Below are 25,274 nucleotides of genomic sequence, written 5' to 3' on the forward strand. Positions count from 1 at the left end.
GATGACCAGGGAAGAGCGCCGGGCCTGGATCACCAGCAAGCTCGACCCGATCAGCGACTATGATCCGAGCCTGGACGCGGCGCGGTCGGACTTCGATCTCAATCCGACCTTGCGGCCCGACAATCCCCACGCCCTGCGGCCGGCCGCCGTGCTGGTGGGCCTGGTCGAGCGCGAGGCGGGCATGACCGTGCTGCTGACCCGCCGGTCCGACACCCTGCGCAGCCACACCGGCCAGATCGCCTTTCCCGGCGGCCGCTGCGATCCCGGCGAGACGCCCTGGGAGACCGCCCTGCGCGAAGCCCAGGAAGAGGTCAATCTCGACCCGAAGTTCGTGACCTTGGCCGGCCTGCTGCACGGCTATCGCACGGTGACCGGCTTCCATGTCACCCCGGTGGTGGGCTTCATCGATCCGGCCGCCACCTTCGAGGCCAGCCCGGATGAGGTGGCCGACGTGTTCGAGACGCCGTTCGCGTTCCTGATGGATCCGGGCAACCACCAGCGCCAGCACCGCGACCTGCCCGACGGCGAGCGGCGCTTCTTCTACGCCATGCCATGGAACGAGCGGTTCATCTGGGGCGCCACCGCGGGCATGCTGCGCGGACTATACGAGCGCCTCCACGCGCCGGATGAAACCTAGGGCGCCCAAAGGCTCCCTTACGTAAACCTCTGAACAATCTATGGTTAAGCTTATCTAGAGGCTTGTCCGCCCGGGATATTCGTCTGAAATGCGTCGCCCTCGCGTAGCGGGGGCTTGTTGCGTGTCCTGGGGGAGTAGCGTGAACACCGAGACGATAGGCGTGGCGCCATGGATGGCGCTGCCGGAAACGCAGGCCGTGATCGCGGCGCTCGAGGCCCGGGGCTTTCCGGGCTGCGCGCGCTTCGTGGGCGGCTGCGTGCGCAACACCCTGATGGGCAAGCCCATCGACGATATCGACATCGCCACCACCCTGACCCCGGACCAAGTGATCGAAGCGCTGGGCGAGGCGGGTCTGCGCGCCATCCCCACCGGCGTCGATCACGGCACGGTCACGGCCATCTCGAAGGGCCGCCCCTACGAGATCACCACCCTGCGCCGCGACGTCTCGACCGACGGCCGCCGGGCGGTGGTGTCGTTCACCCAGGACTGGGACCAGGACGCCGAGCGTCGCGATTTCCGTTTCAACGCCCTCTACGCCGACATCCATGGCCGCCTCTACGACCCGACCGGCGAGGGGGTGAACGACGCCCGCGAGGGCCGGGTGGTGTTCGTCGGCGATCCGATGACCCGCATCCGCGAGGACTATCTGCGCATCCTGCGGTTCTTCCGTTTCCATGCCTGGTACGGCAAGGGCGACGCCGACCAGAAGGCCCTGGCCGCCTGCAAGGCGCTGAAGGGCATGGTCGAGGGCCGCGCCGCCGAACGCACCCAGAAGGAGCTGCTGAAGCTGCTGGCGGCCGAGGACCCGCGCCCGGCCCTGCGCCTGATGGCGGCGACCAGCGTGCTGTCCTCGATCCTGCCGTTCGTGAAGTCGCTGGCCCGGTTCGAGGGGCTGATGACCATCGAGACCGAGCAGTTGTTCGAGAACGACGCCGAGCTGCGCCTGGCGGCCCTGATCCCCGACGATCCCAAGATCGCCGAGCAGATGGCCGAGCGCCTGCGGCTGTCCAACGCCCTCAAGGAGCGACTGGTCGAGGCGGTGGGCAAGTCGCCGCGCATCGTCAGTTGGATGAGCCCGCGCGAGACGCGCCGGGCGGTCTACGCCCTGGGCGTCAAGACCTTCAGCGACCGGGTCAAGCTGGCCTGGGCCGGCGCGGGGCGCACCGCCACCACGCCGCAGTGGCGCGGCCTGCTGGCCCTGGGCGAAAGCTGGACGCCCCCGGCCTTCCCCCTGACCGGCGAGGAGATCCTCAAGGCCGGCGTGCCCAAGGGCCCGATGGTCGGCGAAGTGATGCGCGAGGTCGAGATCTGGTGGATCGACCAGGACTTCATCGAGGACAAGTTCTCGGCCATCGAGCGGCTGAAGGCCGTGGCGCAGGGGATGGTGTTCTAGGGGGCAAAACCGCTGTCATCCCGGACAAGCGCGCAGCGCGCCGATCCGGGACCGACGCGTGAACTCGGCGCTTCCGGCGGTCCCGGATCTGCGCTTCGCTTGTCCGGGATGACAAGCTTGGGTGGGAAGCGAAGCTCCCTATATCGAGACAGCGCCCCTCTCCCGGAGACCCCGCCCATGAAGATCGGCCTGCTCGAGACCGGCGAACCGCCCGAGCCCCTGCTGCCGACCTTCGGCCGCTACGGCGGCATGTTTCAGGATCTGCTGGGGCCCGAGCACACCTATGTCACCTACGACGTCCAGGCCGGCGTCCTGCCCGCCGACCCGGCCGAGTGCGACGCCTATGTCGTCACGGGCTCGGCGGCCGGGGTCTATGACGACCTGCCGTGGATCGAGCCGCTGAAGGCCTTTCTGGTGCAAACCCGCGACCAGCCGCTGGTCGGGGTGTGTTTCGGTCACCAGGTCATGGCCGAGGCGTTCGGCGGCAAGGTGACGAAGTCCGACAAGGGCTGGGGCGTGGGTCTGCACCGCTACGACGTGGCCGAGGCCCAGGCCTGGATGGGCGTCGACGCCACGGTCGCCGTGCCGGCCTCGCACCAGGACCAGGTGATCGCCATCCCGCCCAACGCCCGCGCGGTGGCCGGCAGCGCTTTCACCCCCGCCGGGATCCTGGTCTATGATGACCGGCCGGCCATCTCGATGCAATTCCACCCCGAGTTCGACCCCGCCTATGCCGAGGCCCTGATCGAGGCCCGGCGCGGCAGCCGCTTCACCGACGCCCAGGCCGACGCGGCGGTCGCCAGCCTGCGAGGCGCGAATGACCGCCTGCGGGTCGGCGGTTGGATCCAGGCCTTTCTCTCGCGGAACACCTGAAATCAGGCAACCTTGACCGCGCCTCGGCCGTTCCGGCTGAAACGCGGGAGATCAGATCATGAGAGCTGCTGCCATCGTGCTGGCCGCCGGTTCGCTGATGGTCGGCGGGGCGCTGCTGTCCAGCGTCGGCGCGGCCGCGCCCGCCGCACCGCCTGCGGCGCCCGCTGAAACGCTCAAGAGCGCCGCCGACTTCGTGTCGATCAAGGACCCGGCCGTCCGCTCGGTGGCCCTGTTCACCGAGGCCGGCAAGGTGATCAACAGTCCGCGCTGCATGAACTGTCACCCGGTCCAGCGCGCCCCCACCCAGGGCGACGACCGCCATCCGCACAATCCACCGATGGTGGCCGGCCAGAGCGGTCACGGGCCGGTGGGCATGCCGTGCTCGTCGTGCCATGGCCCCGCCAACGTCCCGACCTGGGGGCAGGACATCAAGTCGATCCCCGGCGATCCGAAATGGGCCCTGGCCCCGGTCGAGATGGCCTGGCAGGGCAAGTCGCTGGGCGCGATCTGCGCCCAGATCAAGGATCCGGCGCGCAACGGCGGGCGCGGCCTGGCTGAACTGCACCACCACATGGCCGAGGATCATCTGGTTGGCTGGGCCTGGAACCCGGGCGAGGGGCGCAAGCCGGCGCCAGGCACGCAGGCGCGGTTCGGCGAGTTGGTGCGGGCCTGGATCGACACCGGGGCGAAGTGCCCGAAAGCGTGATGAGTCGATCTTAAAAAGAGAGTGAAATTAGGTTAACAACCTATAGCATATTTCGCGTGACCGGCGTACGATCCATGCATCCTTGAGGGGGAAGGGGCATGACGAATTTCAACACGCTCATCGCGATCATTCTCGCGGTCGGTGGTCTGGGCATGGCCGCCATGAGTCTCGTGGACGCGCTCAAGGCCGTGCCGGGCGGCGGCGTCTCGCGCATCGGCTTTGGTCACATCCGCAAGGTGCTGCGGCTTTTCGACAAGGTGCTGGCCCGCGCGGCCGGCGACCAGTGGGAAGCGGTGATCATGGCGCACTGGATCAACGGGCGGCCAAGGGACGAGCAGATCGGCGTGATCCGATCGCTGCTGCGGCTGGGGCTGTCGGCGGACACCGCCCCCCAGCTGGCCGAAATCGGCAATGTCGATCCCGTCGCGCTCGGCAAGGCCGCCGCGATGCTGGTCGAGGGCGCGCCCTTGGGCGAGGACGAGATCAACCTGATCGGTCGCGTCGAGACCGCGGTCGTGGCCCGCCTGGACGCGGGCTTCGACCTGGCCGAACAGGCCTATCGCAACATCGCGCGGGTCATGGCCGGCCTGATCGCCGTGGGTTTGGCGGTCTGGGCGGCGGATCTCCTGTCCACCCCGCAGGCGCGGATCGATCCCTGGATGGCGGTGTTCGTCGGCGTGCTGGCGGTGCCGATCGCGCCGATCGCCAAGGACCTTGTCAGCGCGCTCACGGCGGCCGCCCAGGCGGTCAAGTCGACGCGCGGCGTCTGAGGCGGCCATGGGCCTCTATGTCAATCTGCGCTACGCCTCGGTGGGCGGCGGCCTCAGGAGCGACCCCTACCTGATCGAGGGTGCCGTCGGGGACGCCGCGCCCCGGATGGTGTCGTTGAACAGCCGGGAGGCGGCCCAGCGGGTGGCGGGGCGAAGCCTGGTGTTCACCGTCCACGGCTTCAACGTCTCGTACGACAAGGGCTTGCGGTCGCTGGCGCGGCTGGAGACGCAACTGGCCTTGCCCCCGAATTTCCTGTGCGTGGGGGTGCTGTGGCCGGGCGACTTCTTCATCCCGGCGATCAACTATCCCGGCGAATGGCGCGACGCGGTCAACGGCGGCAAGGCCCTGGCCCGGTTCGTCAACACCACCCTGGGCGGGGCGACAGACGTCAGTTTCGTGGCCCACAGCCTGGGCTGCCGGCTGGCGCTGGAGGCGGTGGCCGGCCTCCAGCGCAAGGCGGCCCGTGTGTGCCTGATGGCGTCGGCGACCGACGACAATTGTCTGGAAAAGCCCTACGACGTCTCGGTCGCCAACAGCCAGTTGCTGACCTGGCTGGCCTCCAAGAAGGACAAGGTGCTGAAGCTGGCCTATCCGATCGGCGACTGGGCGGGCGATATCTTCTTCGGGGACCGTGACAGCCCCTGGCATGGAGCCCTGGGGCGTTACGGCCCCAAGTGGTCGCGTACGATTCCAGACAATGCGAGGGGCTTTCCGATCGCCGACGGCCTCGGCTACGACCATGGCGACTACTTCCCGCCGAGCGCCCCGGGCGCGGGCGGCGCCATCCAGCCGCGCCAGCAGGCGGCGGCAGGGTTCGCGGCCAACGTCCTGAAAGGCGGCGCGCCGACCTGGCCCTAGGCCGCTACGGCCACTTCACCGCGGGCGGCATCGAGCTGAGGATGGACTCGACGTTGCCACCGGTCTTCAGGCCGAACATCGTGCCGCGGTCGTAGAGCAGGTTGAACTCCACATAGCGACCGCGCTGGATCAGCTGCTGCTCGCGCTCCTCGGGCGTCCAGGCCTCGCCCATCCGGCGACGGACCAGCCGCGGATAGATCTCCAGGAACGCCTTGCCGACGTCCTGCGTGAAGGCGAAGTCCTTGTCCCAGCTGCCGCTGTCGTGGTGGTCGTAGAAGATCCCGCCGATCCCGCGCGGCTCGTTGCGGTGGGGCAGGAAGAAGTACTCGTCGCACCAGGCCTTGTACTTGGCGTGCCAGGTCGGGTCGTGGGCGTCGCAGGCGCGCTGGTAGGCGGCGTGGAAGTCGATGGCGTCCGGGAAGTCCTGCTGGCGCTGGTAGCCGAGCAGGGGGGTCAGGTCGCCGCCGCCGCCGAACCAGCTTTTCGTGGTGGCGATGAATCGCGTGTTCATGTGCACGGCCGGCACGCGCGGATTGGTCATGTGCGCGATCAGGCTGATGCCGGTGGCGAAGAAGCGCGGATCCTCGTCGGCCCCGGGCATGTTCTTGGCCATTTCCGGCGTGAAGGTTCCGAACACCGTCGAGCAGTGCACGCCGACCTTCTCGAACAGACGGCCGTGCATCATCGACATCACCCCGCCGCCGCCGGCCTCGCGGTCCCAGGGCTTGCGCGCGAAGCGGCCGGGCTCTCCGGCGTAGAGGTCGGCCGGAGCCTCGTCCTCCAGGCGCTCGAATTCCGCGCAGATCTGGTCGCGCAGGCTTTCGAACCAGGCGCGGGCGGTGGCTTTCTTCTGGTCGAGGGAGAGAGCGTCGGTCATGGTCAAGCCGATTACGAGGTTGGCGCGCGCCGCGCAAATCCGCAGCGCCGCCTAAGGGGTTTTGCGGAGGGCGGCGCGACTAGGATGGGCGACCAGGATGGGGGCGACCAGGATGGACGATCAGCAGTCGTCCTCCTCCGGCGGGGCCAGGGTCTGTTTGGGGACGTTCAGCCAGACATGGCAGACATATTCGCCGTCGTCGCCTTTCGAGCACGAGATCTTGCCGCCGCCCTTGAGCAGGCCGACCGCCGCGCACTCGTCCCTCTGGCCCTTGCCCGGCAGGCGGTCATAGAGCTGCCTGGCCGCTGGCCCGGTGACCATCAGGTCGACGACGCCCGCCTCGTGCGGGAAGGCGCGGGCGACGCCGTCGGTCGTGGGGGCCGGCCTGGGCGCCGCGCCGAGGCCGGCGATCGCGGCCAGGACCGTCAGGAAGATGCGCATGGGTCGTCTCCGTCGTTCTGGGCGCCCGGGATCGAGCGCCGGGCGATCAGTCGCCCGGAAAACCGTCCGTCTGCCGCAGGGCCTCGCCCAGGGCCATGGCCGCCGTCGTCGCCAGATTCATCGAGCGGGCCTCCGGCCGCAAGGGAATCGTCAGGCGCGAGAAGGCCTCCGCGTGCACCTCCGGTGGCGCCCCGCGGCTCTCATTGCCGAACAACAAGGTATCGCCTGCCTGAAAGGTGAACTTGTGGAACGGCGTGGTCGACTTGGTGGTGAACAGCAGCAAGCGACCCTCGCGACGTTCGGGCGCGGCGAGAAACGCCTCCCACGAGGCGTGGCGGATCATGTGCGTCAACGGACCATAATCCAGCGCCGCGCGCTTCAAGCTCTTGTCGTCCAAGGGGAAACTGCAAGGCTCGATGATGTCCAGGCCCACCCCCAGGCAGGCGCCCAGGCGAATGGCCGCCCCCACGTTTTGAGGAATGCCGGGTTGAAAAAGCGCGAGCCGCATTCTAAGCGAACCACCATAGAGCCAGCAGGGGTATTGGCTGCGAATCGAAAGGGCTTGCGGACTTCGTCCGCGCGTCCGATAGGACGATCCGCTTTGCCCCTTGTGGCGAAGACCCGTTCGCGGGTCCAGACAGTATGCGCCGACAGGCGTTTCTCCAGGCCGGGCCGCTTATGGCGGCGCGGCGGCATCGAAGGGTGACTTGGGTGGCCGACACCGCCGTGGGCGCAAAGACTGATCCGGCGCATGGGGAAGACCCCAGCCGCCGGGATTTCATTTACATCGCATCGATGGCGGTCGCCGCTGGCGGCGCCGCCGCGATCGCGTGGCCGTTCATCGATCAGATGAACCCCTCCGCCGACACGCGGGCCTTGGCGTCGATCGAGTTCGACGTGACCAAGGTCGGCGAAGGCCAGCAGGTCGTCGTCAAGTGGCGCGGCAAGCCCCTGTTCGTGCGTAACCGCACCAAGGCGGAAATCGCCAAGGCGGTCGCGGACGACAGCGCCTCGATGAAGGATCCCGAAAAGGATTCGGCGCGCGTGAAGCCGGGCAAGGCCCAATGGCTGATCGTCGGCGGCAACTGCACCCACCTCGGCTGCGTCCCGACCTTCGGCGGCGGCGAGTACGGCGGCTGGTTCTGCCCGTGCCACGGCTCGGTCTACGACACCTCGGGTCGTATCCGTAAGGGTCCGGCTCCGAAGAACCTGATCGTTCCGGAGTACGCCTTCCTGTCCGACACCAAGGTCAAGATCGGTTAAGCGAGATGAGCGGACATTCGACCTACGAACCCAAGACCGGTTTCGAGCGCTGGCTCGACGCCCGTCTGCCGATCGTGCGCCTGGGCTACGACAGCTTCGTCGACTACCCCACGCCGCGTAACCTGAACTACTGGTGGACCTTCGGCGGCATCCTGTCGCTGTGCCTGGCCTCGCAGCTGATCACCGGCATCATCCTGGTGATGCACTACACGCCGAGCGCCGACCACGCCTTCGCCTCCGTCGAGCACATCATGCGCGACGTGAACTACGGCTGGCTGATCCGCTACATGCACGCCAACGGCGCGTCGATGTTCTTCATCGCCGTCTACATCCACATGCTCCGCGGCCTCTACTACGGCTCCTACAAGGCGCCGCGCGAAGTGCTGTGGCTGCTGGGTTGCGTGATCTACCTGCTGATGATGGCCACCGCCTTCATGGGCTACGTCCTGCCCTGGGGCCAGATGTCCTTCCACGGCGCGGTCGTGATCACCAACCTGTTCGGCGCCCTGCCGCTGGTCGGCGAGAGCATCACCACCTGGCTGTGGGGCGGCTTCGCGGTCGACAACCCCACCCTGAACCGCTTCTTCTCGCTGCACTACCTGCTGCCCTTCATGATCGCGGGCGTCGTGATCCTGCACATCTGGGCCCTGCACGTGGTCGGCCAGAACAACCCGACCGGCGTCGAGCCGAAGTCGAAGGCCGACACCCTTCCCTTCACCCCGTACGCGACGGTGAAGGACGGGTTCGCGATGAGCGTCTTCATGATCCTCTTCGCCTGGTTCGTCTTCTTCATGCCCAACGCCCTGGGTCACGCCGACAACTACATCCCGGCCAACCCGCTGGTGACGCCGTCGCACATCGTTCCAGAATGGTACTTCCTGCCGTTCTACGCGATCCTGCGCGCCGTTCCGGATAAGCTGATGGGCGTGCTGGCCATGTTCGGCGCCATCGCCTGCCTGTTCGCCCTGCCGTGGCTGGACACCTCCAAGGTGCGTTCGATGCGCTACCGCCCGACCGCGAAGATCCACTTCTTCATCTTCGTGGTGGCGTGCTGCATCCTGGGCGTCTGCGGCGCCAAGCTGCCGGACGATCAGGTCATCCCGCACCTGACCACCTTCCAGGTGATGTCGTCGGACCTGAACAGCTTCGTGTGGCTCAGCCGCGCGGCCGCGCTGTACTACTTCGCTTTCTTCCTGGTGATCCTGCCGCTGCTGGGCCTGACCGAAAAGACCCTGCCGGTGCCGGATTCCATCGCCTCTCCCGCCCTGTCGCACCCGGCCACCGTGCCGGCCGAAGCGACCGCCGCGCCTGAAATGAAGGGCTGATCCCGATGCTGCGCAAATTCTCCGTCATCGCAGCGGTCGCGGGTCTCCTGACGGCCGGCGTCGCCGGCCCGGCCCTGGCCGCCCACGGCGCGCTTGAAGCCAAGGAAGTCCAGTATTCGTTCGACGGCGTGTTCGGCAAGTTCGACCAGGCCCAGCTGCAGCGCGGCTACAAGGTCTATCGCGAGGTCTGCTCGGCCTGCCACGCGATGAGCCTGGTCAGCTTCCGCAACCTCGGCGACAAGGGCGGTCCGTTCTACGACAAGAAGTACCCGAACTCGAACGACAACCCGTACGTCAAGGCGATCGCCAAGGACTACGAGGTCGCCGACATCGACAACGAGACTGGCGATGCGATCAAGCGTCCGGCCACCCCGGCCGACCGCTTCCCCTCGCCGTTCCCGAACGAAGCCGCGGCCCGCGCCAGCAACGGCGGCGCCCTGCCGCCAGACATGTCGCTGCTGGCCAAGGCCCGCGAAGCCGGCCCGGCCCACATCTACTCGATCGTCACCGGCTATTCGGCTCCGCCGGCCGGCCTGAAGATCACCGAGGCCCAGCACTACAATCCGTACATGACGGGTGACCTGAGCTCGTACTGGACCGGCCCCAAGGAACACACGCCCCCGGGCGGCTTCATCGCCATGGCTCCGCCGCTGAAGGCCGGCCAGGTGACCTTCGACGACGGCACGCCGTCGACGCTGGATCAGGAAGCCAAGGACGTGTCGGCCTTCCTGATGTGGGCCGCCGAGCCCAAGCTGGAAGAGCGCAAGCAGACCGGCTTCGCCGTCCTGCTGTACCTGGTGCTGTTCGCCGGGCTGCTCTACGCCAGCTACCGCAAGGTCTGGAAGAACGAGTCGCACTGATCGGCTCTACAGCCTGAAGACAAGAGGGCCCGGCGGCGACGCCGGGCCCTTTTTCTTTGCGCGCTTACCGACCAGCAGGGATGGGCGTCAGCCACAGGCGCAGGGCCGTGGGATCCAGGCGCAGGCGATAGCCGGCCAGCACCCGAACCCCGATCGCCCCGACCACGCCGGCGGGCAGGTCGCCCGCCACCACGGCCGGCAGATCCTGGCGCAGGGCTCCGTTCAGCGACAGACCGCTGAGGGTTCCGACCGGCTTCTGGCGCGGTCCGTCGGCGGCGCCGCGCGCCCGCACGCCGCCGGCCGAGGCCGTGTCCAGGGCGAAGGGGCCGGAGATGCCATGGAGGCCATTGGAGGCCGCCGCCAGGACCGTGGGAACCCCGCCGACGATCGTTACAGGCAAGCCGCCCTTCCAGCCGCCACGGACCCGTCCAGGGCGCTCCAGGCGCAGGCGGCAGGGCGAGAAGTCCAGGGCCAGGCCGTAGCGGCCCAGGATGTCGGCCCCGATCACCCCCATGATCGGCGTCGAGAAGCCCACGGCGCGGTAATCGAGGTTCTGGACGGCGATCGGCGCGGCGTCGACCTTCCGGCCGGCCACGCGCACGGGCAGGGTCAGGGCGGTGTCGGTGAAACCCGCGCCCTGGGCGACGTCGACATGCAGCAGGGTGTGGGGCGCCGACAGGTCGATCACATAGTCGCCGGCGATCCCCCCTATCGCGGCTGGGGCGACGACCGCGCCGTTCTCGAACCAGCAGGCCGTTTGGCCGGCCCCCCGCTCTTCAGCCATGGCGGGGCCGCCGCGCGTCGCCAGCAGGCTCAGGATCAGCAAGGGAACGACGCGACGCATGGGCCGATCCTGCCAAGATTTAGTCCGTGGGCGAAAGCCGAAAGATCAGGCCTCGCCCCGGCTTCCGCCCGCGCGTTGGAACAGTTGCAGCGTGCGCAGCATCGCCAGGCGCGCGCTGTCCTCGTGGCGACCATTCGGCGCGACGAAGGCGTGGCCGGCGTCGTACAGCCAGACGGGCAGATCGGGATGGGCGGCGGTGATCGTCTCGACGTCGGTCATCGGGATCATCGGGTCGGTGCGCCCGAAATGCAGGATGGTCGGGACCTTGGGCTGCTCCTCGACATAAGCCGCGATGTCGCCGCCGTAGAAGCACGACACGGCCGTCAGACCCGTGCAGCGGGACGAGGCCAGCCAGGCCGTGGTGCCGCCGAAGCAGAAGCCCAGGGCGAAGACCTTGCCGGCGTCCGAAAGCGCGTCGATGGCCGCTTGCACGCGCGGCAGGGCCGCCGCGCCCCAACCACTGGCCAGACCCATGGCCATGCGGGCGTCCAGGTTCGGTGGATCCAGGTCGGCGACCGGGAAGGGCGTATCGGCGTCGTCCAGCAGGCTGGGGGCGATCACCTCGTAGCCCTGCTCGGCCAGGCTGTCGGAGAGGGCGCGGATATGCGGCGTCACTCCCCAGATAGCGTGCAGGATCACCAGCCCGCCCCGTCGCGCCTCGCCGGGCGGGGCGTGATAGGCGGCGACGGGCGAGCCGTCGGCCGCGTTCAAGGTGATCCTCTCGCTCATCAGCCCTTCTTCTTGCCGGCCAGGGTGCAGGCCACGCCCGCCGCCTTGGCCTCGTCGCAGGTCAGCGACGACAGCGGCGCGGAAGAGCCCGGCGCGGGGCTGTCGACGATGTAGCCCTTGCCGTCCTTGCAGGCGATCTCGTAGCGCAGGATCGGCGGGTCGCCGCCGCCGCCCAGGAACGTGCCGTCGGACAGGGCGCAGCCGGGCGCGGCCTTGGCGGCGATCGGCTTCAGCCCGGCGACAGGGGCGGCGTTGCCGGGCAGCGAGCAGACCATGCCCTTGGGCCAGGCCTTGCCCGCGGCCAGGGCGCCGGCGTCCAGCGCCACGCAGTCGTTGAGCAGCGGCTTGCCGTTAGTCCCGAGGCTGATGATCCAGCCCAGGGCGTCCTTGCAGGCGATTTCGTATTCCGGCTTGCTGCTGGGACGGGTCGACAGCGGCGCGGCGTCGATCACGTCGCACGGGGCGTGCAGATCGGCGGCGACCTTGGCGGCCGAGCGCACCACCATCGGATTGCCGGACTCGCGCGGGGTCAGCCGCGCGGTCGGCCGATTGACCGAGCCGTACTCGGTCATGTTGTACTGCTGGGTGCCCGAGCGCGCGGCCGGCGGCGGGGGCACGACCCCCATCTGGGCGAACGCGGGCCCGACGAACGCCGTCAAGGCGGCGGTCAGGACGAACAGGCGGCCGATCTTATGCATGGAAACCCCCGACAGGTATGGCTACGCCCTAGGTTGTATCGCCTTGCCGAAGGCCGCAAGCCCCCAGCGAGGCGTTAGCCCGCGCCGTGGGCCTGGAACAGGGCCAGCGACCGCTGGCGCGCCAGCTTGGCGTCGTCGAGGTCGGAGTCGGGACGGCCGTCGTTGTTGAAGCCGTGGCCGCTGTTCTCGTAGATGTGGACGGCGACGTCGGGGTGAGCCGCCTTGACCTTGGCGCTGACCTCGTCGGCCGGGATGTGGCCGTCCTTGCGGCCCAGGTGGACGACCACCGGGGCGTTCAGCGGCGCTTCGGCGTTGGCGGCGATCATGCTGCCGTAATAGGCCGCGCCGGCCGCCAGGCCCTTCAGCTTGCCGGCCGCCAGCCAGACCAGCGAACCGCCCAGGCAGTAGCCGACCGCGAACACCGGGCCGCGCGGGGCGAGGTGGTCGATGCAGGCCTGGATGTCCGACAGCATGGCGTCGACGCCGACCTTCTGCACGTAGCCGACGCCCGTCTGGAAGCCTTGCGGATCATGCTCGGCCACGAAGCCAGGCTCGGCGCGGTCGAAGATCGACGGGGCCAGCACTTCGAAGCCCAGGGCTGACCAGCGCTCGACGTCGGCGTGGACGTATTGATCAAGGCCGAAGATCTCCTGCACCACCACGATCCCGCCCTTGCGCTCGCCCCGAGGCAGGGCGTGGGCGGCGGTGAAGTCGAAGCCGTCGAGGGCGGAGGTGAGGGTGACGGTGTCGGTCATGAGAACGCTCAAACAGGAGGTGGATACGAAAACGGCCGGGGGTGAGCCCGGCCGCCTGTGGTTCTAGACGTTGAACCGGAAGTGCATCACGTCGCCGTCCTTGACGACGTAGTCCTTGCCTTCGGCCCGCATCTTGCCGGCTTCCTTGGCGCCGTTTTCGCCGCCCAGCTTGACGAAGTCCTCGAAGGCGATGGTTTCGGCGCGGATGTAGCCCTTCTCGAAGTCGGTGTGGATGACGCCGGCCGCTTGCGGGCCGGTGTCGCCCACGTGGATGGTCCAGGCGCGGGCTTCCTTGGGGCCGACCGTGAAATAGGTCTGCAGGTCCAGCAGGCTGTAGGCCTCGCGGATCAGGCGGTTCAGGCCCGGCTCTTCCAGCCCCAGGGTCTCCAGGAACTCGGCGCGTTCCTCGGCGTCGAGCAGGGCGATCTCGCTCTCGATCTGGGCCGAGATGACCACGCTCTTGGCGTTGTCCTTGGCGGCGCGTTCGGCCACCAGGTCGCTGAACTTGTTGCCCTTGTCGGCGCTGCCTTCGTCGACATTGCAGACATAGAGGGCCGGCAGCGAGGTCAGCAGCTGCAGCATGTGCCAGGCTTTTTCGTCGTCGGCGTCGATCTTGGCGGCGCGGGCCGGGCGGCCTTCGCGCAGCAGGTTCAGCGCGATGGTCGCCAGACGCAGGGTGTTGGCGCTTTCCTTGTCGGCGCCGACCTTGGCGCGCTTTTCCAGGGCGGGGACGCGCTTTTCCAGGCTTTCCAGGTCGGCCAGCATCAGCTCCATCTCGATGATCTCGAGATCGCTGATCGGGTCGATGCGGCCTTCCACGTGGACGATGTCGCCGTCCTCGAAGCAGCGGGCCACGAAGGCCACGGCGTCGCAGTCGCGGATGTTGGCCAGGAACTGGTTGCCCAGGCCCTCGCCCTTCGACGCGCCGCGCACCAGGCCGGCGATGTCCACGAAGGTGATCCGGGCCGGGATGATCTCCTTGGAGCCGGCGATCTTGGCCAGGGCGTCCAGGCGCGGCTCGGGCACGGCCACTTCGCCGGTGTTGGGCTCGATCGTGCAGAACGGATAGTTGGCGGCCTGGGCCGACGCCGTCTGGGTCAGGGCGTTGAACAGGGTGGACTTGCCGACATTGGGCAGGCCGACGATGGCGACTTTAAGGGCCATGGAACTCTCATGAATTTCGTTGGCGCGCGCTTAGCATGGATCGGCGGGGAAGTCGCGCTTGCCCGGCGGCGCCCTGGGGCAGGTTTCGATCGGGCCTGTGAAAATGCACGAACCGTCGACCGGCGGACGGACAGGGCCGCGTTGTCGCGCTAGGGTTGGATTCGTGAAGGCGCGACCGTCGTGGTCGCTCTTCGTCCGGGGCGGGCGCGCATGGGGCAGACCTACACCTTCGTCGGCCTGACCGCGGACGGCCGTTCGCCGTTCCTCGACATGCGGGTGCTGGGCGACGACGAGGATCCGGCGCTCCTGGCGCGCGACCTGCTGGGCGAGCATCTCAGCTGCACCCGGATCGAGGTCTGGGATGGTCAGGTGCGCCTGCTGGTGATCGGCCACGACCCCGGCGATCTGTACGGGGCCGTGGCGGAGTAGGGCCTCAGCCCTTCTTGTCGACCACGTGGGTCGTGGGACGGTCGTCGCCGGCAGACAGCTCGTCGTGCCACTGGCCCTTGGCGTCCTCGTAGGAAATGCCGGTCTCCTCGCCCGCCACCCGCTGTTCGCCGGCGGCGCGCTGGGCGGCGTGCAGGGCCGCGTCGTGGGTCTTGAAGGTCTCGGAGAACACCGCGCCCACCTTGTAGGCCCAGCCGCCGTCGTGCTCGACGATGATGTAGGTGATGTCGGTCATGGGTGCGGCTCCGTTTGAAGGCTAGGTCGGGAAACTGCGCCTGGAAGGGCATGGTTCCAAGCGGGAAGTCTTGAACGGAGCGGTTGAAATCCTCAGCGCGCCGCCTGGCGCACGGCGATCAGCCACGGATCGTCAGGACCGAACACTTCGGCATAGACCGGACCGCCCACTGGGGTTGTCTTTCCCATGAACAAGACGTCGACAGGCTGGCGCAGCAGTCGGCCGTCGGCGTCTCGGAAAACCAGGTAGCGCTTGCCGACCTGGCTGTAGAGGGCGGTGATGCACGAGCCGAACCCCTCCCACTCGGAAAGGTCGCGGGACTCCAGGCGAAACTTCAGGGCCATCAGCGGCTGGGGTTTCGAGACGCGCTTCAACGGCGCCAGATCCATCCGGGCGCCATTCAGCGCGAAGGTCTCCGCGCCGGAGCCTTTCAGATGCTCGGCAACGCGGTAGTGAACCCGGGCCCCGTCGTCCCGCCACTCTTCCCGCAGCAGGGCCGAAAAGCTTTGCGGCGTTCGCGTCATGTCGGCTGTCGCCGGGGCGGTGGCGAGGGCCGCTCGGGCCGCCGCATACACCTGCGGGTCGGTTCCGACCTCATAGTCGTCGGTCATGTCCTCGGCCACGACCACGTCGACGGAGGTCGCAGCGGCGACTAGCGTGCGGGCCATGGTCGCCGGATCGAGTTGAACCTTGAACGGCCAGCCGGGCGCAGGCGTGCAGGCGGCGCTGGGCAACGCCGGGCTCAGACCCAGTCCGACGAAGGCGGCTGAAAGCAGCGCCGCCCACTTCATCCTCAGGCCACTTTCACCCGCGCCGCGCTCTCGGGCAGATCGCTGCCGAACGCTCGCTGGAAGAACTCGGCCACGGTCGGCCGTTCCAGTTCGTCGCACTTGTTCAGGAAGGTCAGGCGGAAGGCCAGGCCGATGTCCTTGTCGAAGATCTCGGCGTTCTGGGCCCAGGTGATCACTGTGCGCGGGCTCATGACGGTGGAGATGTCGCCGTTCATGAAGGCGTTGCGGGTCATGTCGGCGACGCGGACCATGGCGGCGATCGTGCGCTTGCCCTCGGCGGTGTCGTAGGACGGGTTCTTGGCCAGGACGATGGCGGCCTCGACGTCGTGTTCCAGATAGTTGAGCGTCGTGACGATGCTCCAGCGGTCCATCTGGCCTTGGTTGATCTGCTGGGTGCCGTGATAGAGGCCCGTGGTGTCGCCCAGACCGATGGTGTTGGTGGTCGAGAACAGCCGGAAATACGGATTGGCGCGGATCACCCGGTTCTGGTCGAGCAGGGTCAGCTTGCCGCCGGCCTCCAGCACGCGCTGGATGACGAACATCACGTCAGGACGGCCGGCGTCGTATTCGTCGAACACCAGGGCGATCGGGCGCTGCAGAGCCCAGGGCAGGATGCCTTCACGGAACTCGGTGACCTGCTTGCCTTCCTTCAGGACGATGGCGTCCTTGCCGACCAGGTCGATGCGGCTGACGTGGCTGTCGAGGTTCACCCGCACCAGAGGCCAGTTCAGCCGGGCGGCGATCTGCTCGATGTGGGTCGACTTGCCGGTGCCGTGATAGCCCTGGACCATCACCCGGCGATCGTTGGCGAAGCCCGCGCAGATGGCCTTGGTCGTCTGCGGGTCGAACTTGTAGGCCAGGTCGATCTCGGGGACGTGGCTGTCCCTGTGGCTGAAGGCGGGGACCTTCATGTCGCTGTCGACGCCGAACGCGTCACGAAGCGTGACCCACTTGTCGGGGGCCAGGGTGATCAGGGGATCGGCGGCGTGGGCGTCGGTCAGGTCGGGCATGCCTTTTCGATTACCGCCTTGACCCGGGGGAGGGGAAGGGGCGAGGCCCGTTTCTGGTCCGAAAAAAGCAAACGCCACACGCAAACGCCCTGGGCAGGGAAACTGCCCAGGGCGCTCGATGAGGCTCTATGGAAGAACCTTAGTGGTTGGCGATGATCACCGAGGCGATCAGGCCGGTCGCGACGGCGGCCAGGACGTAGCTGTCGTCCACGCGCTGCCAGCGATAACCGCGGGGCGGGGCGCGAAGGCCGCGGGCGCGATAGTCGCTCACATAGTAGCGGTTGTCGCGATAGCGGGCGTCCAGGCGTTGGCCGCGTTCCCAGCGACGGTGATCGCGGCGGTCGTCGCGATGGTCACGACGATCATAGCGGCTGTCGTGGCGATTATCGTGGCGGTTGTCGTGACGTTGGTCGTAGCGACCGTGGTCGTCATAGCGTTGGCCCGCGGCCATGGCCGTGCCCGACAAGGCCGTACCGGCCAGCAGGGTGGCTGCGAGGGTGGTAATGATCAGACGCTTCATAACGAGGTCCTTTCCTGTTGTGTGGCAGTCCGACACTGCCGAACCTCTTCGATAATCCGACACTAGCGAGAGTGGTTTGGACCGGACATGAACGGCGCTAGTCAGGTTTGGTTCATCTTGTTTCAGGTGCGAAACATTTCACTGCGCCTGGGAATACTGGATCGGCGCGAAATCGATTTTTGCGCGTTCATTTGCACATGACGCCGTTTTCCTATTTTCGACCTCGCCGGGATCTGCCCCGGCTGCTCGCCGCCGCGCGGAGCGAGCTGGGCGCGGTCGCCGCGCTGATGGTGGTCGCCGGCGGCCTGCTGGCCTTCCTGCACGTGTCGGAGGAGGTGGCCGAAGGCGACACCGGGGCCTTCGACCTGGCGGTGCTGAAGGCGCTGCGGCTACCGGGTGATCCCAACAGCCTGATCGGACCCAAGTGGCTGCATGTCGCCGCCACCGACATCACGGCCCTGGGGTCGATCACGGTGCTGGGCCTGATCGTGCTGTTGGCCGTGGTGTTCCTGGCCAGCCTGCGCCGCTGGAGCGAGGCGCTGGTGGTGCTGGCCGGGGCGGGCGGCGGGGTGGCGATCAGCCAGAGCCTAAAGCAGCTGTTCGGGCGCGAGCGGCCGGACCTGGCCTACCGCGCGGTCGAAGCGGCCAATCCCAGCTTTCCGTCCGGCCACGCCATGTTGTCGGCCGTGGTGTTCCTGACGCTGGGCGCGCTGGCGGCCCGGTTCTCGGACCGTCGCCGGATCAAGGCCCTGGCCCTGTCGTCCGGCGTCCTGCTCAGCGTGCTGGTCGGCCTGTCGCGGATCTATCTGGGCGTCCACTGGACCAGCGACGTCCTGGGCGGCTGGAGCCTGGGCGCGGCCTGGGCCATGGCCTGCTGGATGGCGGCCTGGGCGTGGGAGCGGAAATTCAGGCCCTCCCCCAATGGGGGAGGTGTCGGCGGAGCCGACGGAGGGGGGAGTTTTACGGGTTAGCCCGGGGGGAGCCGCATAGCCTTCATAGCCACTCCCCCACCGGCCCTTCGGGCCGCCTCCCCCCATAGGGGGAGGGGCGCCTACTTCGCCAGTCCCGACTTCTGCAGGGTCTTGTACGCCTTGATCACCCGCTGGAGCTTGTGCTCGGCGCTGCGGTCGCCGCCGTTCATGTCGGGGTGGCAGCGCTTGAGCAGGTCCTTGTAGGCGGCGCGGATCGCCGCGCCGTCGGCGCCGGCTTCCAGGTCCAGGTCGGCCAGGGCCTGGCGTTCCAGCTTGCCCAGGTTACGGCCGGCCGCGGAGGCGGCCGCCTCGGCCTTGCGCTGCTGGGCGCGGAACAGGCCGAACGGGTCGTTGACGTGACGGGCGTCGCGCGCGGCGGCGGCGGCGGCCTCGCGAGAATTGGCGTCGGCCTTCATCGACCAGGTCGGGCGGCCGCCGGTCATCTTCTCTTTTTCCTGCGCGGCGCGGATCTGACCCTCGCTCATGCCGGCGTAGAAGTTCCAGTTCTTGTTGTACTCGGCCGCGTGGCGCTGGCAGAAGTTGTAATAGGCCCCCGGCATGTCGCGCGACTTGGGCGCCTTGGCCGTGGCGGCCGCTCGACACTCGGGGTGATCGCATCGCACTTCGCCCGGTTTCAGGGCGTAGACGTCGTTCTCCCGAGCCGCCTCCTCCGGCGATTTCGGGGGGCGGACACGGATGTCGAAAAATTTGGGGCGATATTCGAAGTCAGCGCTCATGGCGCTTAGAGTAAGCCGCAGCTATTTCCGTTCAAGGATTGACATGCAAGGAAGCCATCATGGGCGCCGTCGCCGATGCCATCGCCGCCAAACTAACCACCGCTTTTTCGCCCACGAGGCTGGAAATCGTCGACGATAGCCACCGCCATCACGGCCACGCCGGACACCGCGAGGGCGGCGAGAGTCATTTCAACCTGCTGATCGAGGCCCAGGCCTTTGTCGGCAAGGCCCGGGTGGCTCGCCAGCGACTGATTTTCCAGGCCCTGGCCGAGGAAATGGCGGGCCCCGTGCACGCCCTGTCGATCGTCGCCAAGGCGCCGGGAGAAGCTTGACCCTCGCCCGTGAAATCGGGCTTGCAAGCGGGCCCCGCGACTGATTGCCTCTCCGCCCGGCGCGACCCTGCAACGAGGCAGGTTCCGCCGGCGAAAGAGGCCGGCATGAGCGCAACCGAGACTTCCACCCCGATTCCGATCTTCCTGGACGCCGATAGCGAGGCCGCCCTGGCGGCGGCCTTGCCGGCCCTGCTGGCGCGATCCTACGCCCGCTATTCGAATTTCACGGTCGCCGCCGCCGTGATCGACGCGGACGGCCGCGCCCACCTGGGGGTCAATGTCGAGAACGCGGCCTATCCGTCCGGCACCTGCGCCGAGCAGACCGCGATCGGGGCTATGGTCACCGCCGGCGGGTGGGGCATCGCCAAGGTGCTGATCGCGGCGGGCTCCGACGCCGTGGTCCAGCCCTGCGGCGCCTGCCGCCAGCGCATCGCCGAATTCGCGACCGACACCTGCGAGATCGTCTCGGTCCAGGGCGGCAAGCCCACGCGGCGCACGCCGTTCTGGAGCCTGCTGCCCGACTCGTTCGGACCCCGCGACCTGGCCTAGAGGCCGCCCGGACCGCATTCCTTGGTCAGGAAGCTGTCGATCTCGGTCAGCTGCCGCACCGCCATGGCCGGGGTCCAGGTGTCGTAGGTGTGGCCCATGTCCTTGATCTCGAACATCCGATAGGGCTTGCCCGCCGCCTTGATGTCGGCGGCCACGTCCTTGAGTTCGCCGCCGTCGGACACCGCCTTGTTGGCGTCGCGATCGCCGCGATAGAGCAACAGCGGGATCTTGACCTCGCTGGCGTGGGCCACGGCGTCCAGGCCCTCGACGGTCGGACGTTGCAGTTCGCGCAGCATGCGGTTGTTGAAGGTCTGGCGCTTGAAGCTGGCCAGCGAGCCCGGCGCGCCCGAGACCGCGCACTGATAGAGGCCGTTGGGGCGGATGGCGGCGACCAGGGCCGCGTAGCCGCCGTAGGAATAGCCGAACATGGCGATGCGGTCGGGCGCGGCGATCTTCTGGTCGATCAGCCACTTGGCGCCGTCGTCCTTGTCGTCCTGCATCTTCTGGCCCCACTCGCCGTCACCGGCCCGCCAGAGCTTCTGGCCCCAGCCCTCGGAACCCCGGAACTGCGGCTGCAGCACGGCGTAGCCGCGGCTGGCGAAATACTGGTTCCAGCCGGCCGGATCCCAGGCCAGATCGTCGCGCGCCCAGGGACCGCCGTGCGGGGCGATCAGGGCGGGGTAGGGCCCGGGCCCGAACTTGCCGGCCGGCGGCTTGGTCAGGAAGGCGGGGATCACCAGGCCGTCGCGCGCGGTGTATTCGACCAGGGTGGTGTCGCCCAGGACGCTCAGGTCCAGGTCCGGATAGGCCTTGCCGAGCAAGGTCAGCTGGCCCGAATCGGTCAGCATGTAGAACTCGGACGGCTGACGCGGGCCGCTCTTTTCGACGATCACGGTCTTCAGGTCGTCCGAGCGCGAGATCACCCCGACATTGGCGCCGGTCGGCACGCCGATCTTGACCTGGGCGTTGGTCCCCGGGTCGGTCCACGCCAGGGTGGCCGTCTGAATCCCCAGCGCGGCGCGCACGCCCTTGTCGAGGGCGGCCAGCTTGTCGTCGGCCCAGTAGATCGCGCCGCTGGGGCCCAGATAGGTGAAGCCCAGGATCTGCCCCAGCCGCGCCGGCGTGTGGTCGATCACCACCCGGTCGGCGTCGAACACCTTATGCTCGAACAAGGGCTCGGTGATCTTGCGCTGCTTGAGGTCGTATTCGTAGATCCCGGCCTTGTCGCGGCCCTTGGACGAGCGGACGAAGACGATGTTCGGATCGGTGGAGAAGCCGACCACGTCCATGTTCTCGCGGTCCTTGGCGTAGTTGCGATAGTGCTCGCTCCACTGGCCAGTCGCCGGGTCCTTGAACCATTGGGCGATATAGAGCTTGCCGTCCTCGAAGTCGGCCGACTGGCGCGCCCGGATCTGGCCGGTCAGGTCGGTGCGATACGAGAAGAACTTCTCCGAGGCGCTTTCCACCTTGCTGGTCTGGCCGCTGTAGAGGTCGAGCTTGAGGATGTCGCCCGACGAGCGCATGCGCAGGTCCATGACGATGACGTGCGTGGGGTCCTGCGGCAGGGTGTCGATCAGATAGGCGTTGTCGAACTTGGCGGCGTAATCGTCGAGGGATGATCGGGCCTGCTGGTCGGGCAGCAGGCTGGTCCAGGCCTTGCCCTGCAGGTCGGACACGAAGGACCGGCGCAGGTGCCCGCGATCGTCGCCCTGGGTGAAGGTCTGGACGGTGTCGATCAGCAGGCGGTCGCTTTTCAGGAAGCGTACGCTCAAGATGCGGACCTTGCCGGCGGCGATCACCGCGGACGGTTTGCTCAGGTCGCTGGTGCTCCACACCGCAATGTTGATCGTGTCGCCGTCGGCCGAGGTCAGGGCGACCAGGTGCTTGCCGTCCGGGGCGATGCTGACATCGGAGATCGCGGGCGCGCGGACCAGCGCGAAGGCCGACGGCGGCTCGCCGGCTCGGGCGGCGAGGGGCGCGAACGAGAACGCCAGCAGGAACATCGCGGCCATGACGCGCAGGCCGCCAACCATCGAAATCGGCATCTGTAGCTATTGCCCCAAAACGAATACGCCGCAGGACGAACGCCCCCTCAAGAGCGCCCACGAAGACGCCTTCCGACGCCGAAAAACGACCTTAGCGAGCATTGTTTCAGCCAGAAAGGGGGCGAACGATGTTCTTTCTCGTCGAAAAGGGCCGGCTTTGCAGGGGTTTTGCCCAAAGTGAGGGCTGAACGACACACTTTGGCGCAAATGCGACAAAACGACGTCACTAATGTTGCGCGCCCTGATCAACGCATGATCAGACTATCGCATACCGGCGGTCTGAGGGGACCGGCGGCCCACAAAAGTCGTGGTTATGGGGACCCAATTTCATGGTTATCAGCCGGAACTATCTGTTCAACACGACCGTGCTCGCCGGCATGGCCGTCGCGGCCGCCCTCGGCGCGCCCGCCGTGGCCCTGGCGCAGCAAGCGGTCTCCACCGCGAGCGAGGCCAAACCGCCCGCCGATACCGAGGTGGAAGCCCTCGTCGTCACCGGCTCGCGCATCAAGCGTAATGAATTCACCAGCCCCGATCCCATCCAGGTGATCTCGGCCGACAAGGGCCAGATGGCCGGCATCTCGAGCACGGCGGCCCTGCTGCAGTCCTCGACGATCGCCTCGGGCTCGTCGCAGATCACCTCGGCGATCTCCAGCGCCTTCGTCACCGACGGCGGCCCCGGTTCGGAAACCATTTCGCTGCGGGGCCTTGGCGCCAACCGCACCCTGGTGCTGCTGAACGGCCGTCGCGCCGGTCCGGCCGGCGTGCGCGGCGGCGTGTCCGCCTTCGACCTGAACGTCCTGCCGCTGTCGGCGATCGACCGCGTCGAAATCCTGAAGGACGGCGCCTCGTCGATCTACGGCTCGGACGCCGTGGCCGGCGTGGTCAACATCATCACCAAGCGCGACACCGACGGCGTCAATCTCGACATGTTCGTCACCCAGCCGCAGGACAAGGGCGGCGAGGAATATCACGCCAGCGCCAACTGGGGTAAAACCTTCTCGCGCGGCTTCTTCAACATCACCTACGACTACTACAAGAAGCAGGAACAATCGAACGGCCAGCGCAAGTACACCAACTGCGGCCAGTCCTACATCTTCGACGCTCAAGGCAAGCGCAAGGACACGATCGATCCGCGCACGGGCAAGACCCAGTGCCGTGACCTGCTGTACGATCAGGTCTGGCTTTACGGCCTGCCGGACTTCGACGGCCGGAACGGCAAGATCCAGTACGACTATTCCGGCACGCTCGGACAATTCATTCCGCAAACGCCGACCAGCCCGGTCGACGGCGCGACCTATCCCGGCCTGCCCCCGGGCTTCTTCATCGTCGGCGACAGCCTCGATCCGGCCAATCCCGACATGGGCGTGCTCGACTATAACAGCCCGTTCAACCTGGCCGCGTCACTGACGCCGCGCACCGAGCGCAACACGGTCTACGCCCAGGGCGCGTTCGAGATCAACAGCAGCGTCGAAGCCTATGGCGAAGTGCTGTTGAACCGCCGGGCCACCAAGACCAACGGCTATCGCCAGTTCTGGACCTATCTCTACACCGAGGATCTCGGCGACCCCTTCAGCGCCGGCTTCACCGGCGACTTCGTGCTCAGCCCGACCCCGGTCACCAACCTCAGCCGTTCGGGCCAGAAGGTCGATTATCAACGCTATGTCGGCGGCCTGCGCGGCGACTTCGGTGGGGCCGAGTTCCTGAAGGGCTGGGACTGGGACATCTTCGCCCAATACAGCCACTCCAAGGGCGAATACTCGCAGGACGTGCTGCTGGCCGACGCCGTCAACAGCGCCGACGGGCGGGTGGACGCCGCTGACCCGGCGGATCCCGACACCTGGGGCTACGGTCTGGGCAAGCCCAACTCGATCCCGCGTCCGACCGCCTCGTGCGTCGGCTACAAGACGCCGATCAGCAACCGCGACTGCGTCGACGTGAACTGGATGTCGGCCGACTTCCTGGCCGGCAAGTACACCGACGCCGAGAAGGCCTTCCTGTTCGACACCGAAACGGGCCGGACCATCTACAAGCAGTTCTCGGTCGAAGGCTCGGTCTCGGGCAACCTGTTCACGCTGCCGGCCGGCCCGGTCGGCGCCGCCTTCGGCGCAGCCTATCGTCACGACGAGATCAACGACACCCCCGGCGCCATCACCCTGGCGGGCAACATCTGGGGCGCCTCGACCTCGGGCATCACCGCCGGCAAGGACAAGACCAAGGAAATCTACGGCGAACTGAGCGTGCCGATCTTCAAGGATCTGCCGTTCGCCCAGAAGGTCGACCTGTCGCTGTCGGGCCGCTACACCGACGTCGACTCCTATGGCAGCGACGAAACCTACAAGGTCGGCCTGAACTGGCAGCTGATCTCCTCGCTGCGCCTGCGGGCCACCAAGGGCACCTCGTTCCGGGCTCCGGCCCTGTTCGAGCTCTACAAGAACGCCGAGACGGGCTTCTTCGATCAGCGCACGATCGATCCCTGCATCCGCTGGCAATCGAACCTGGCCGCCGGCAACATCACCCAGCGGGTCGCCGACAACTGCGCCGCCGACGGCATTCCGCCCGCCTATACCGGCGGCGGCGCCCAGGCGACCGTCACGTCTGGCGGTGGCGCGGGCTCGCTGAAGGCCGAAACCTCGGACGCGATGACCTACGGCCTGATCTGGACGCCCAGCTTCGCCGACCTGAACGTCGCGCTGGACTACACCGAGATCAAGGTGAACAACGAAATCACCCAGCTGGGCGCGGACCGGATCATCGCCGGCTGCTACAAGTCGACCACGTTCCCGACCGACCAGCTGTGCTCGCTGTTCGCGCGCGGTCCGTCGCACCTGATTACCACGGTCACCGACAACTACCTGAACATCGCCGAACAGAAGAACCGCGCCATCGACCTGACGGTCAACTACTCGCGCGACATGCCTTGGGACACCAAGCTGTCGGTCGAGCTGCAATCGACCTGGCAGTTGAAGGACACCACGGCCCTGTTCGCCGACACCGTGGTCGACACCAACGGCTTCGTGGGCGATCCGGACTGGACCGGTCAACTGACCTTCACTCTCGAGAAGGGCGACTGGACCGGCTACTGGGGCGTGGACATGATCGGCAAGGCGTCCGACGCCGAGACCGAGGCGGATCAGAACACGGCCGGCACGACCTTCTACAAGATCCACACCGAGTTCACCGCCTACCACAACATCTCGCTGCTGAAGAAATTCGACAACTGGACGCTGATGGGCGGCGTGGCCAACCTGTTCGGCGAAGATCCGCCCCAGGTCACCCTGCAGCAGGGCAAGTACAACACGGTCGGCCGTTCGGTGCTGTCCTCGCAGTACGACTACATTGGTCGCCGCCTGTTCGTGCGGATGACGGCCAAGTTCTAGGTCTGGTGGGACCGCGGACGCCAAAGGCGTTTCGCGGTCCCTCGCCAAGCGCTAGGTTTCGAGCGG

General features: G+C 67.5%; 28 protein-coding genes. 14 read left to right on the forward strand and 14 right to left on the reverse strand.

All coding sequences use genetic code 11. The features are described from left to right. Nucleotide 1 precedes the first annotated feature (1 nt). The 6 genes from G3M62_RS03055 (at nt 2) to G3M62_RS03080 (ending at nt 5,238) form a co-directional block, all read left to right on the forward strand. On the forward strand, nt 2-637 hold the full coding sequence (locus tag G3M62_RS03055; RefSeq protein WP_165191175.1) for a CoA pyrophosphatase: 636 nt from the start codon (nt 2-4) through the stop codon (nt 635-637). 139 nt (nt 638-776) lie between these two features. Further along, entirely contained in the window at nt 777-2,030 is a 1,254-nt protein-coding gene (locus G3M62_RS03060) for a CCA tRNA nucleotidyltransferase (RefSeq protein WP_165184623.1), read from the forward strand. 177 nt (nt 2,031-2,207) lie between these two features. Continuing rightward, complete coding sequence (locus G3M62_RS03065) at nt 2,208-2,903, forward strand: glutamine amidotransferase-related protein (RefSeq protein ID WP_165184624.1); 696 nt, start codon at nt 2,208-2,210, stop codon at nt 2,901-2,903. 58 nt (nt 2,904-2,961) lie between these two features. Then, nucleotides 2,962-3,609: an Isoquinoline 1-oxidoreductase subunit gene (locus G3M62_RS03070; protein ID WP_165184627.1), complete on the forward strand. Its 648-nt coding sequence runs from the start codon at nt 2,962-2,964 to the stop codon at nt 3,607-3,609. 98 nt (nt 3,610-3,707) lie between these two features. Further along, nucleotides 3,708-4,379, forward strand: a complete 672-nt coding sequence (locus tag G3M62_RS03075) for a hypothetical protein (RefSeq protein ID WP_165184629.1) — start codon at nt 3,708-3,710, stop codon at nt 4,377-4,379. A 7-nt stretch (nt 4,380-4,386) separates the two neighbouring features. Continuing rightward, nucleotides 4,387-5,238: an alpha/beta hydrolase gene (locus G3M62_RS03080; RefSeq protein WP_165184631.1), complete on the forward strand. Its 852-nt coding sequence runs from the start codon at nt 4,387-4,389 to the stop codon at nt 5,236-5,238. 4 nt (nt 5,239-5,242) lie between these two features. On the opposite strand, the gene hemF is transcribed toward G3M62_RS03080, so the two are convergent. The 3 genes from hemF to G3M62_RS03095 all read right to left on the reverse strand — a co-directional run bounded on the left by hemF (nt 5,243) and on the right by G3M62_RS03095 (nt 7,064). Continuing rightward, on the reverse strand, nt 5,243-6,115 hold the full coding sequence (gene hemF, locus G3M62_RS03085; protein ID WP_165184633.1) for an oxygen-dependent coproporphyrinogen oxidase: 873 nt from the start codon (nt 6,113-6,115) through the stop codon (nt 5,243-5,245). Between the two features lie 120 nt (nt 6,116-6,235). Beyond that, on the reverse strand, nt 6,236-6,556 hold the full coding sequence (locus G3M62_RS03090) for a hypothetical protein (RefSeq protein ID WP_165184634.1): 321 nt from the start codon (nt 6,554-6,556) through the stop codon (nt 6,236-6,238). A gap of 46 nt (nt 6,557-6,602) precedes the next feature. Then, nucleotides 6,603-7,064: a tRNA (cytidine(34)-2'-O)-methyltransferase gene (locus G3M62_RS03095; protein WP_165184636.1), complete on the reverse strand. Its 462-nt coding sequence runs from the start codon at nt 7,062-7,064 to the stop codon at nt 6,603-6,605. A 203-nt stretch (nt 7,065-7,267) separates the two neighbouring features. On the opposite strand from G3M62_RS03095, the gene petA reads away from it, so the two are divergent. Genes petA through G3M62_RS03110 form a run of 3 tightly spaced genes read left to right on the forward strand, consistent with a single transcriptional unit; the run spans nt 7,268 to nt 10,004 of the window. Then, on the forward strand, nt 7,268-7,819 hold the full coding sequence (gene petA / locus G3M62_RS03100) for a ubiquinol-cytochrome c reductase iron-sulfur subunit (RefSeq protein ID WP_165184637.1): 552 nt from the start codon (nt 7,268-7,270) through the stop codon (nt 7,817-7,819). Nucleotides 7,820-7,824: 5 nt separating this feature from the next. Then, nucleotides 7,825-9,144, forward strand: a complete 1,320-nt coding sequence (locus tag G3M62_RS03105; protein WP_165184639.1) for a cytochrome b — start codon at nt 7,825-7,827, stop codon at nt 9,142-9,144. A gap of 5 nt (nt 9,145-9,149) precedes the next feature. Then, complete coding sequence (locus G3M62_RS03110) at nt 9,150-10,004, forward strand: cytochrome c1 (protein WP_165184641.1); 855 nt, start codon at nt 9,150-9,152, stop codon at nt 10,002-10,004. 64 nt (nt 10,005-10,068) lie between these two features. Here G3M62_RS03110 and G3M62_RS03115 read toward each other — a convergent pair whose 3' ends face one another. The 5 genes from G3M62_RS03115 to ychF form a co-directional block, all read right to left on the reverse strand. After that, nucleotides 10,069-10,848 carry a hypothetical protein gene (locus G3M62_RS03115; RefSeq protein WP_165184642.1) on the reverse strand — a complete coding sequence of 260 codons (780 nt, stop codon included), beginning with the start codon at nt 10,846-10,848 and terminating at the stop codon, nt 10,069-10,071. A gap of 45 nt (nt 10,849-10,893) precedes the next feature. After that, nucleotides 10,894-11,577, reverse strand: a complete 684-nt coding sequence (locus G3M62_RS03120) for a dienelactone hydrolase family protein (RefSeq protein ID WP_165184644.1) — start codon at nt 11,575-11,577, stop codon at nt 10,894-10,896. Next, nucleotides 11,577-12,275, reverse strand: coding sequence for a hypothetical protein (locus tag G3M62_RS03125; RefSeq protein ID WP_165184645.1), 699 nt, complete (start codon nt 12,273-12,275; stop codon nt 11,577-11,579). The genes G3M62_RS03120 and G3M62_RS03125 overlap by 1 nt, the downstream gene beginning before the upstream one ends. A gap of 74 nt (nt 12,276-12,349) precedes the next feature. Continuing rightward, entirely contained in the window at nt 12,350-13,030 is a 681-nt protein-coding gene (locus G3M62_RS03130; protein WP_165184647.1) for a dienelactone hydrolase family protein, read from the reverse strand. Nucleotides 13,031-13,093: 63 nt separating this feature from the next. After that, entirely contained in the window at nt 13,094-14,194 is a 1,101-nt protein-coding gene (gene ychF, locus G3M62_RS03135) for a redox-regulated ATPase YchF (protein ID WP_165184649.1), read from the reverse strand. Between the two features lie 180 nt (nt 14,195-14,374). Between ychF and G3M62_RS03140 the strand changes: the two genes are divergently transcribed. Beyond that, nucleotides 14,375-14,623, forward strand: a complete 249-nt coding sequence (locus tag G3M62_RS03140; RefSeq protein WP_165184651.1) for a hypothetical protein — start codon at nt 14,375-14,377, stop codon at nt 14,621-14,623. 4 nt (nt 14,624-14,627) lie between these two features. On the opposite strand, the gene G3M62_RS03145 is transcribed toward G3M62_RS03140, so the two are convergent. From G3M62_RS03145 to G3M62_RS03160, 4 genes are all read right to left on the reverse strand, one after another. Further along, on the reverse strand, nt 14,628-14,876 hold the full coding sequence (locus G3M62_RS03145) for a hypothetical protein (protein ID WP_165184652.1): 249 nt from the start codon (nt 14,874-14,876) through the stop codon (nt 14,628-14,630). 92 nt (nt 14,877-14,968) lie between these two features. Then, nucleotides 14,969-15,667 (reverse strand): hypothetical protein, encoded by a 699-nt coding sequence (locus tag G3M62_RS03150; protein ID WP_165184654.1) that lies wholly within the window; start codon nt 15,665-15,667, stop codon nt 14,969-14,971. A 2-nt stretch (nt 15,668-15,669) separates the two neighbouring features. Beyond that, nucleotides 15,670-16,677 (reverse strand): cobaltochelatase subunit CobS, encoded by a 1,008-nt coding sequence (gene cobS / locus G3M62_RS03155; RefSeq protein WP_165184657.1) that lies wholly within the window; start codon nt 16,675-16,677, stop codon nt 15,670-15,672. 139 nt (nt 16,678-16,816) lie between these two features. Beyond that, the gene (locus tag G3M62_RS03160) at nt 16,817-17,197 is read right to left on the reverse strand and encodes an RcnB family protein (RefSeq protein ID WP_165184658.1); all 381 of its coding nucleotides are present in this window, start codon (nt 17,195-17,197) and stop codon (nt 16,817-16,819) included. Nucleotides 17,198-17,394: 197 nt separating this feature from the next. Between G3M62_RS03160 and G3M62_RS03165 the strand changes: the two genes are divergently transcribed. Then, the gene (locus G3M62_RS03165) at nt 17,395-18,168 is read left to right on the forward strand and encodes a phosphatase PAP2 family protein (RefSeq protein ID WP_165184661.1); all 774 of its coding nucleotides are present in this window, start codon (nt 17,395-17,397) and stop codon (nt 18,166-18,168) included. Nucleotides 18,169-18,248: 80 nt separating this feature from the next. On the opposite strand, the gene G3M62_RS03170 is transcribed toward G3M62_RS03165, so the two are convergent. After that, nucleotides 18,249-18,905 (reverse strand): J domain-containing protein, encoded by a 657-nt coding sequence (locus G3M62_RS03170; RefSeq protein WP_165184662.1) that lies wholly within the window; start codon nt 18,903-18,905, stop codon nt 18,249-18,251. A gap of 59 nt (nt 18,906-18,964) precedes the next feature. On the opposite strand from G3M62_RS03170, the gene G3M62_RS03175 reads away from it, so the two are divergent. Continuing rightward, on the forward strand, nt 18,965-19,237 hold the full coding sequence (locus tag G3M62_RS03175) for a BolA family protein (RefSeq protein ID WP_165184665.1): 273 nt from the start codon (nt 18,965-18,967) through the stop codon (nt 19,235-19,237). Nucleotides 19,238-19,342: 105 nt separating this feature from the next. Continuing rightward, on the forward strand, nt 19,343-19,786 hold the full coding sequence (cdd, locus tag G3M62_RS03180) for a cytidine deaminase (RefSeq protein WP_165184666.1): 444 nt from the start codon (nt 19,343-19,345) through the stop codon (nt 19,784-19,786). Here the strand turns inward: cdd and G3M62_RS03185 are convergent. Further along, a complete protein-coding gene (locus G3M62_RS03185; RefSeq protein WP_165184669.1) occupies nt 19,783-21,831 on the reverse strand; it encodes an alpha/beta hydrolase family protein in 2,049 nt (682 codons plus the stop codon). The genes cdd and G3M62_RS03185 overlap by 4 nt on opposite strands. Nucleotides 21,832-22,160: 329 nt before the next feature. Here G3M62_RS03185 and G3M62_RS03190 point away from each other — a divergent pair, with 329 nt between their 5' ends. Next, a complete protein-coding gene (locus G3M62_RS03190; protein WP_165184671.1) occupies nt 22,161-25,208 on the forward strand; it encodes a TonB-dependent receptor domain-containing protein in 3,048 nt (1,015 codons plus the stop codon). The last annotated feature ends 66 nt before the right edge of the window (nt 25,209-25,274 follow it).

It is taken from the genome of Caulobacter soli, from assembly GCF_011045195.1.
Lineage (GTDB): Bacteria > Pseudomonadota > Alphaproteobacteria > Caulobacterales > Caulobacteraceae > Caulobacter > Caulobacter soli.

Coding starts and splice junctions, on each gene's coding strand:
- G3M62_RS03055 (WP_165191175.1), top strand. CDS start 2: ATGACCAGGGAAGAGCGCCGGGCCTGGATCACCAGCAAGCTCGACCCG.
- G3M62_RS03065 (WP_165184624.1), top strand. CDS start 2,208: ATGAAGATCGGCCTGCTCGAGACCGGCGAACCGCCCGAGCCCCTGCTG.
- G3M62_RS03070 (WP_165184627.1), top strand. CDS start 2,962: ATGAGAGCTGCTGCCATCGTGCTGGCCGCCGGTTCGCTGATGGTCGGC.
- G3M62_RS03075 (WP_165184629.1), top strand. CDS start 3,708: ATGACGAATTTCAACACGCTCATCGCGATCATTCTCGCGGTCGGTGGT.
- G3M62_RS03080 (WP_165184631.1), top strand. CDS start 4,387: ATGGGCCTCTATGTCAATCTGCGCTACGCCTCGGTGGGCGGCGGCCTC.
- hemF (WP_165184633.1), bottom strand. CDS start 6,115: ATGACCGACGCTCTCTCCCTCGACCAGAAGAAAGCCACCGCCCGCGCC.
- G3M62_RS03090 (WP_165184634.1), bottom strand. CDS start 6,556: ATGCGCATCTTCCTGACGGTCCTGGCCGCGATCGCCGGCCTCGGCGCG.
- G3M62_RS03095 (WP_165184636.1), bottom strand. CDS start 7,064: ATGCGGCTCGCGCTTTTTCAACCCGGCATTCCTCAAAACGTGGGGGCG.
- G3M62_RS03105 (WP_165184639.1), top strand. CDS start 7,825: ATGAGCGGACATTCGACCTACGAACCCAAGACCGGTTTCGAGCGCTGG.
- G3M62_RS03110 (WP_165184641.1), top strand. CDS start 9,150: ATGCTGCGCAAATTCTCCGTCATCGCAGCGGTCGCGGGTCTCCTGACG.
- G3M62_RS03115 (WP_165184642.1), bottom strand. CDS start 10,848: ATGCGTCGCGTCGTTCCCTTGCTGATCCTGAGCCTGCTGGCGACGCGC.
- G3M62_RS03120 (WP_165184644.1), bottom strand. CDS start 11,577: ATGAGCGAGAGGATCACCTTGAACGCGGCCGACGGCTCGCCCGTCGCC.
- G3M62_RS03125 (WP_165184645.1), bottom strand. CDS start 12,275: ATGCATAAGATCGGCCGCCTGTTCGTCCTGACCGCCGCCTTGACGGCG.
- G3M62_RS03130 (WP_165184647.1), bottom strand. CDS start 13,030: ATGACCGACACCGTCACCCTCACCTCCGCCCTCGACGGCTTCGACTTC.
- ychF (WP_165184649.1), bottom strand. CDS start 14,194: ATGGCCCTTAAAGTCGCCATCGTCGGCCTGCCCAATGTCGGCAAGTCC.
- G3M62_RS03145 (WP_165184652.1), bottom strand. CDS start 14,876: ATGACCGACATCACCTACATCATCGTCGAGCACGACGGCGGCTGGGCC.
- G3M62_RS03150 (WP_165184654.1), bottom strand. CDS start 15,667: ATGAAGTGGGCGGCGCTGCTTTCAGCCGCCTTCGTCGGACTGGGTCTG.
- cobS (WP_165184657.1), bottom strand. CDS start 16,677: ATGCCCGACCTGACCGACGCCCACGCCGCCGATCCCCTGATCACCCTG.
- G3M62_RS03160 (WP_165184658.1), bottom strand. CDS start 17,197: ATGAAGCGTCTGATCATTACCACCCTCGCAGCCACCCTGCTGGCCGGT.
- G3M62_RS03165 (WP_165184661.1), top strand. CDS start 17,395: ATGACGCCGTTTTCCTATTTTCGACCTCGCCGGGATCTGCCCCGGCTG.
- G3M62_RS03170 (WP_165184662.1), bottom strand. CDS start 18,905: ATGAGCGCTGACTTCGAATATCGCCCCAAATTTTTCGACATCCGTGTC.
- G3M62_RS03175 (WP_165184665.1), top strand. CDS start 18,965: ATGGGCGCCGTCGCCGATGCCATCGCCGCCAAACTAACCACCGCTTTT.
- cdd (WP_165184666.1), top strand. CDS start 19,343: ATGAGCGCAACCGAGACTTCCACCCCGATTCCGATCTTCCTGGACGCC.
- G3M62_RS03185 (WP_165184669.1), bottom strand. CDS start 21,831: ATGCCGATTTCGATGGTTGGCGGCCTGCGCGTCATGGCCGCGATGTTC.
- G3M62_RS03190 (WP_165184671.1), top strand. CDS start 22,161: ATGGTTATCAGCCGGAACTATCTGTTCAACACGACCGTGCTCGCCGGC.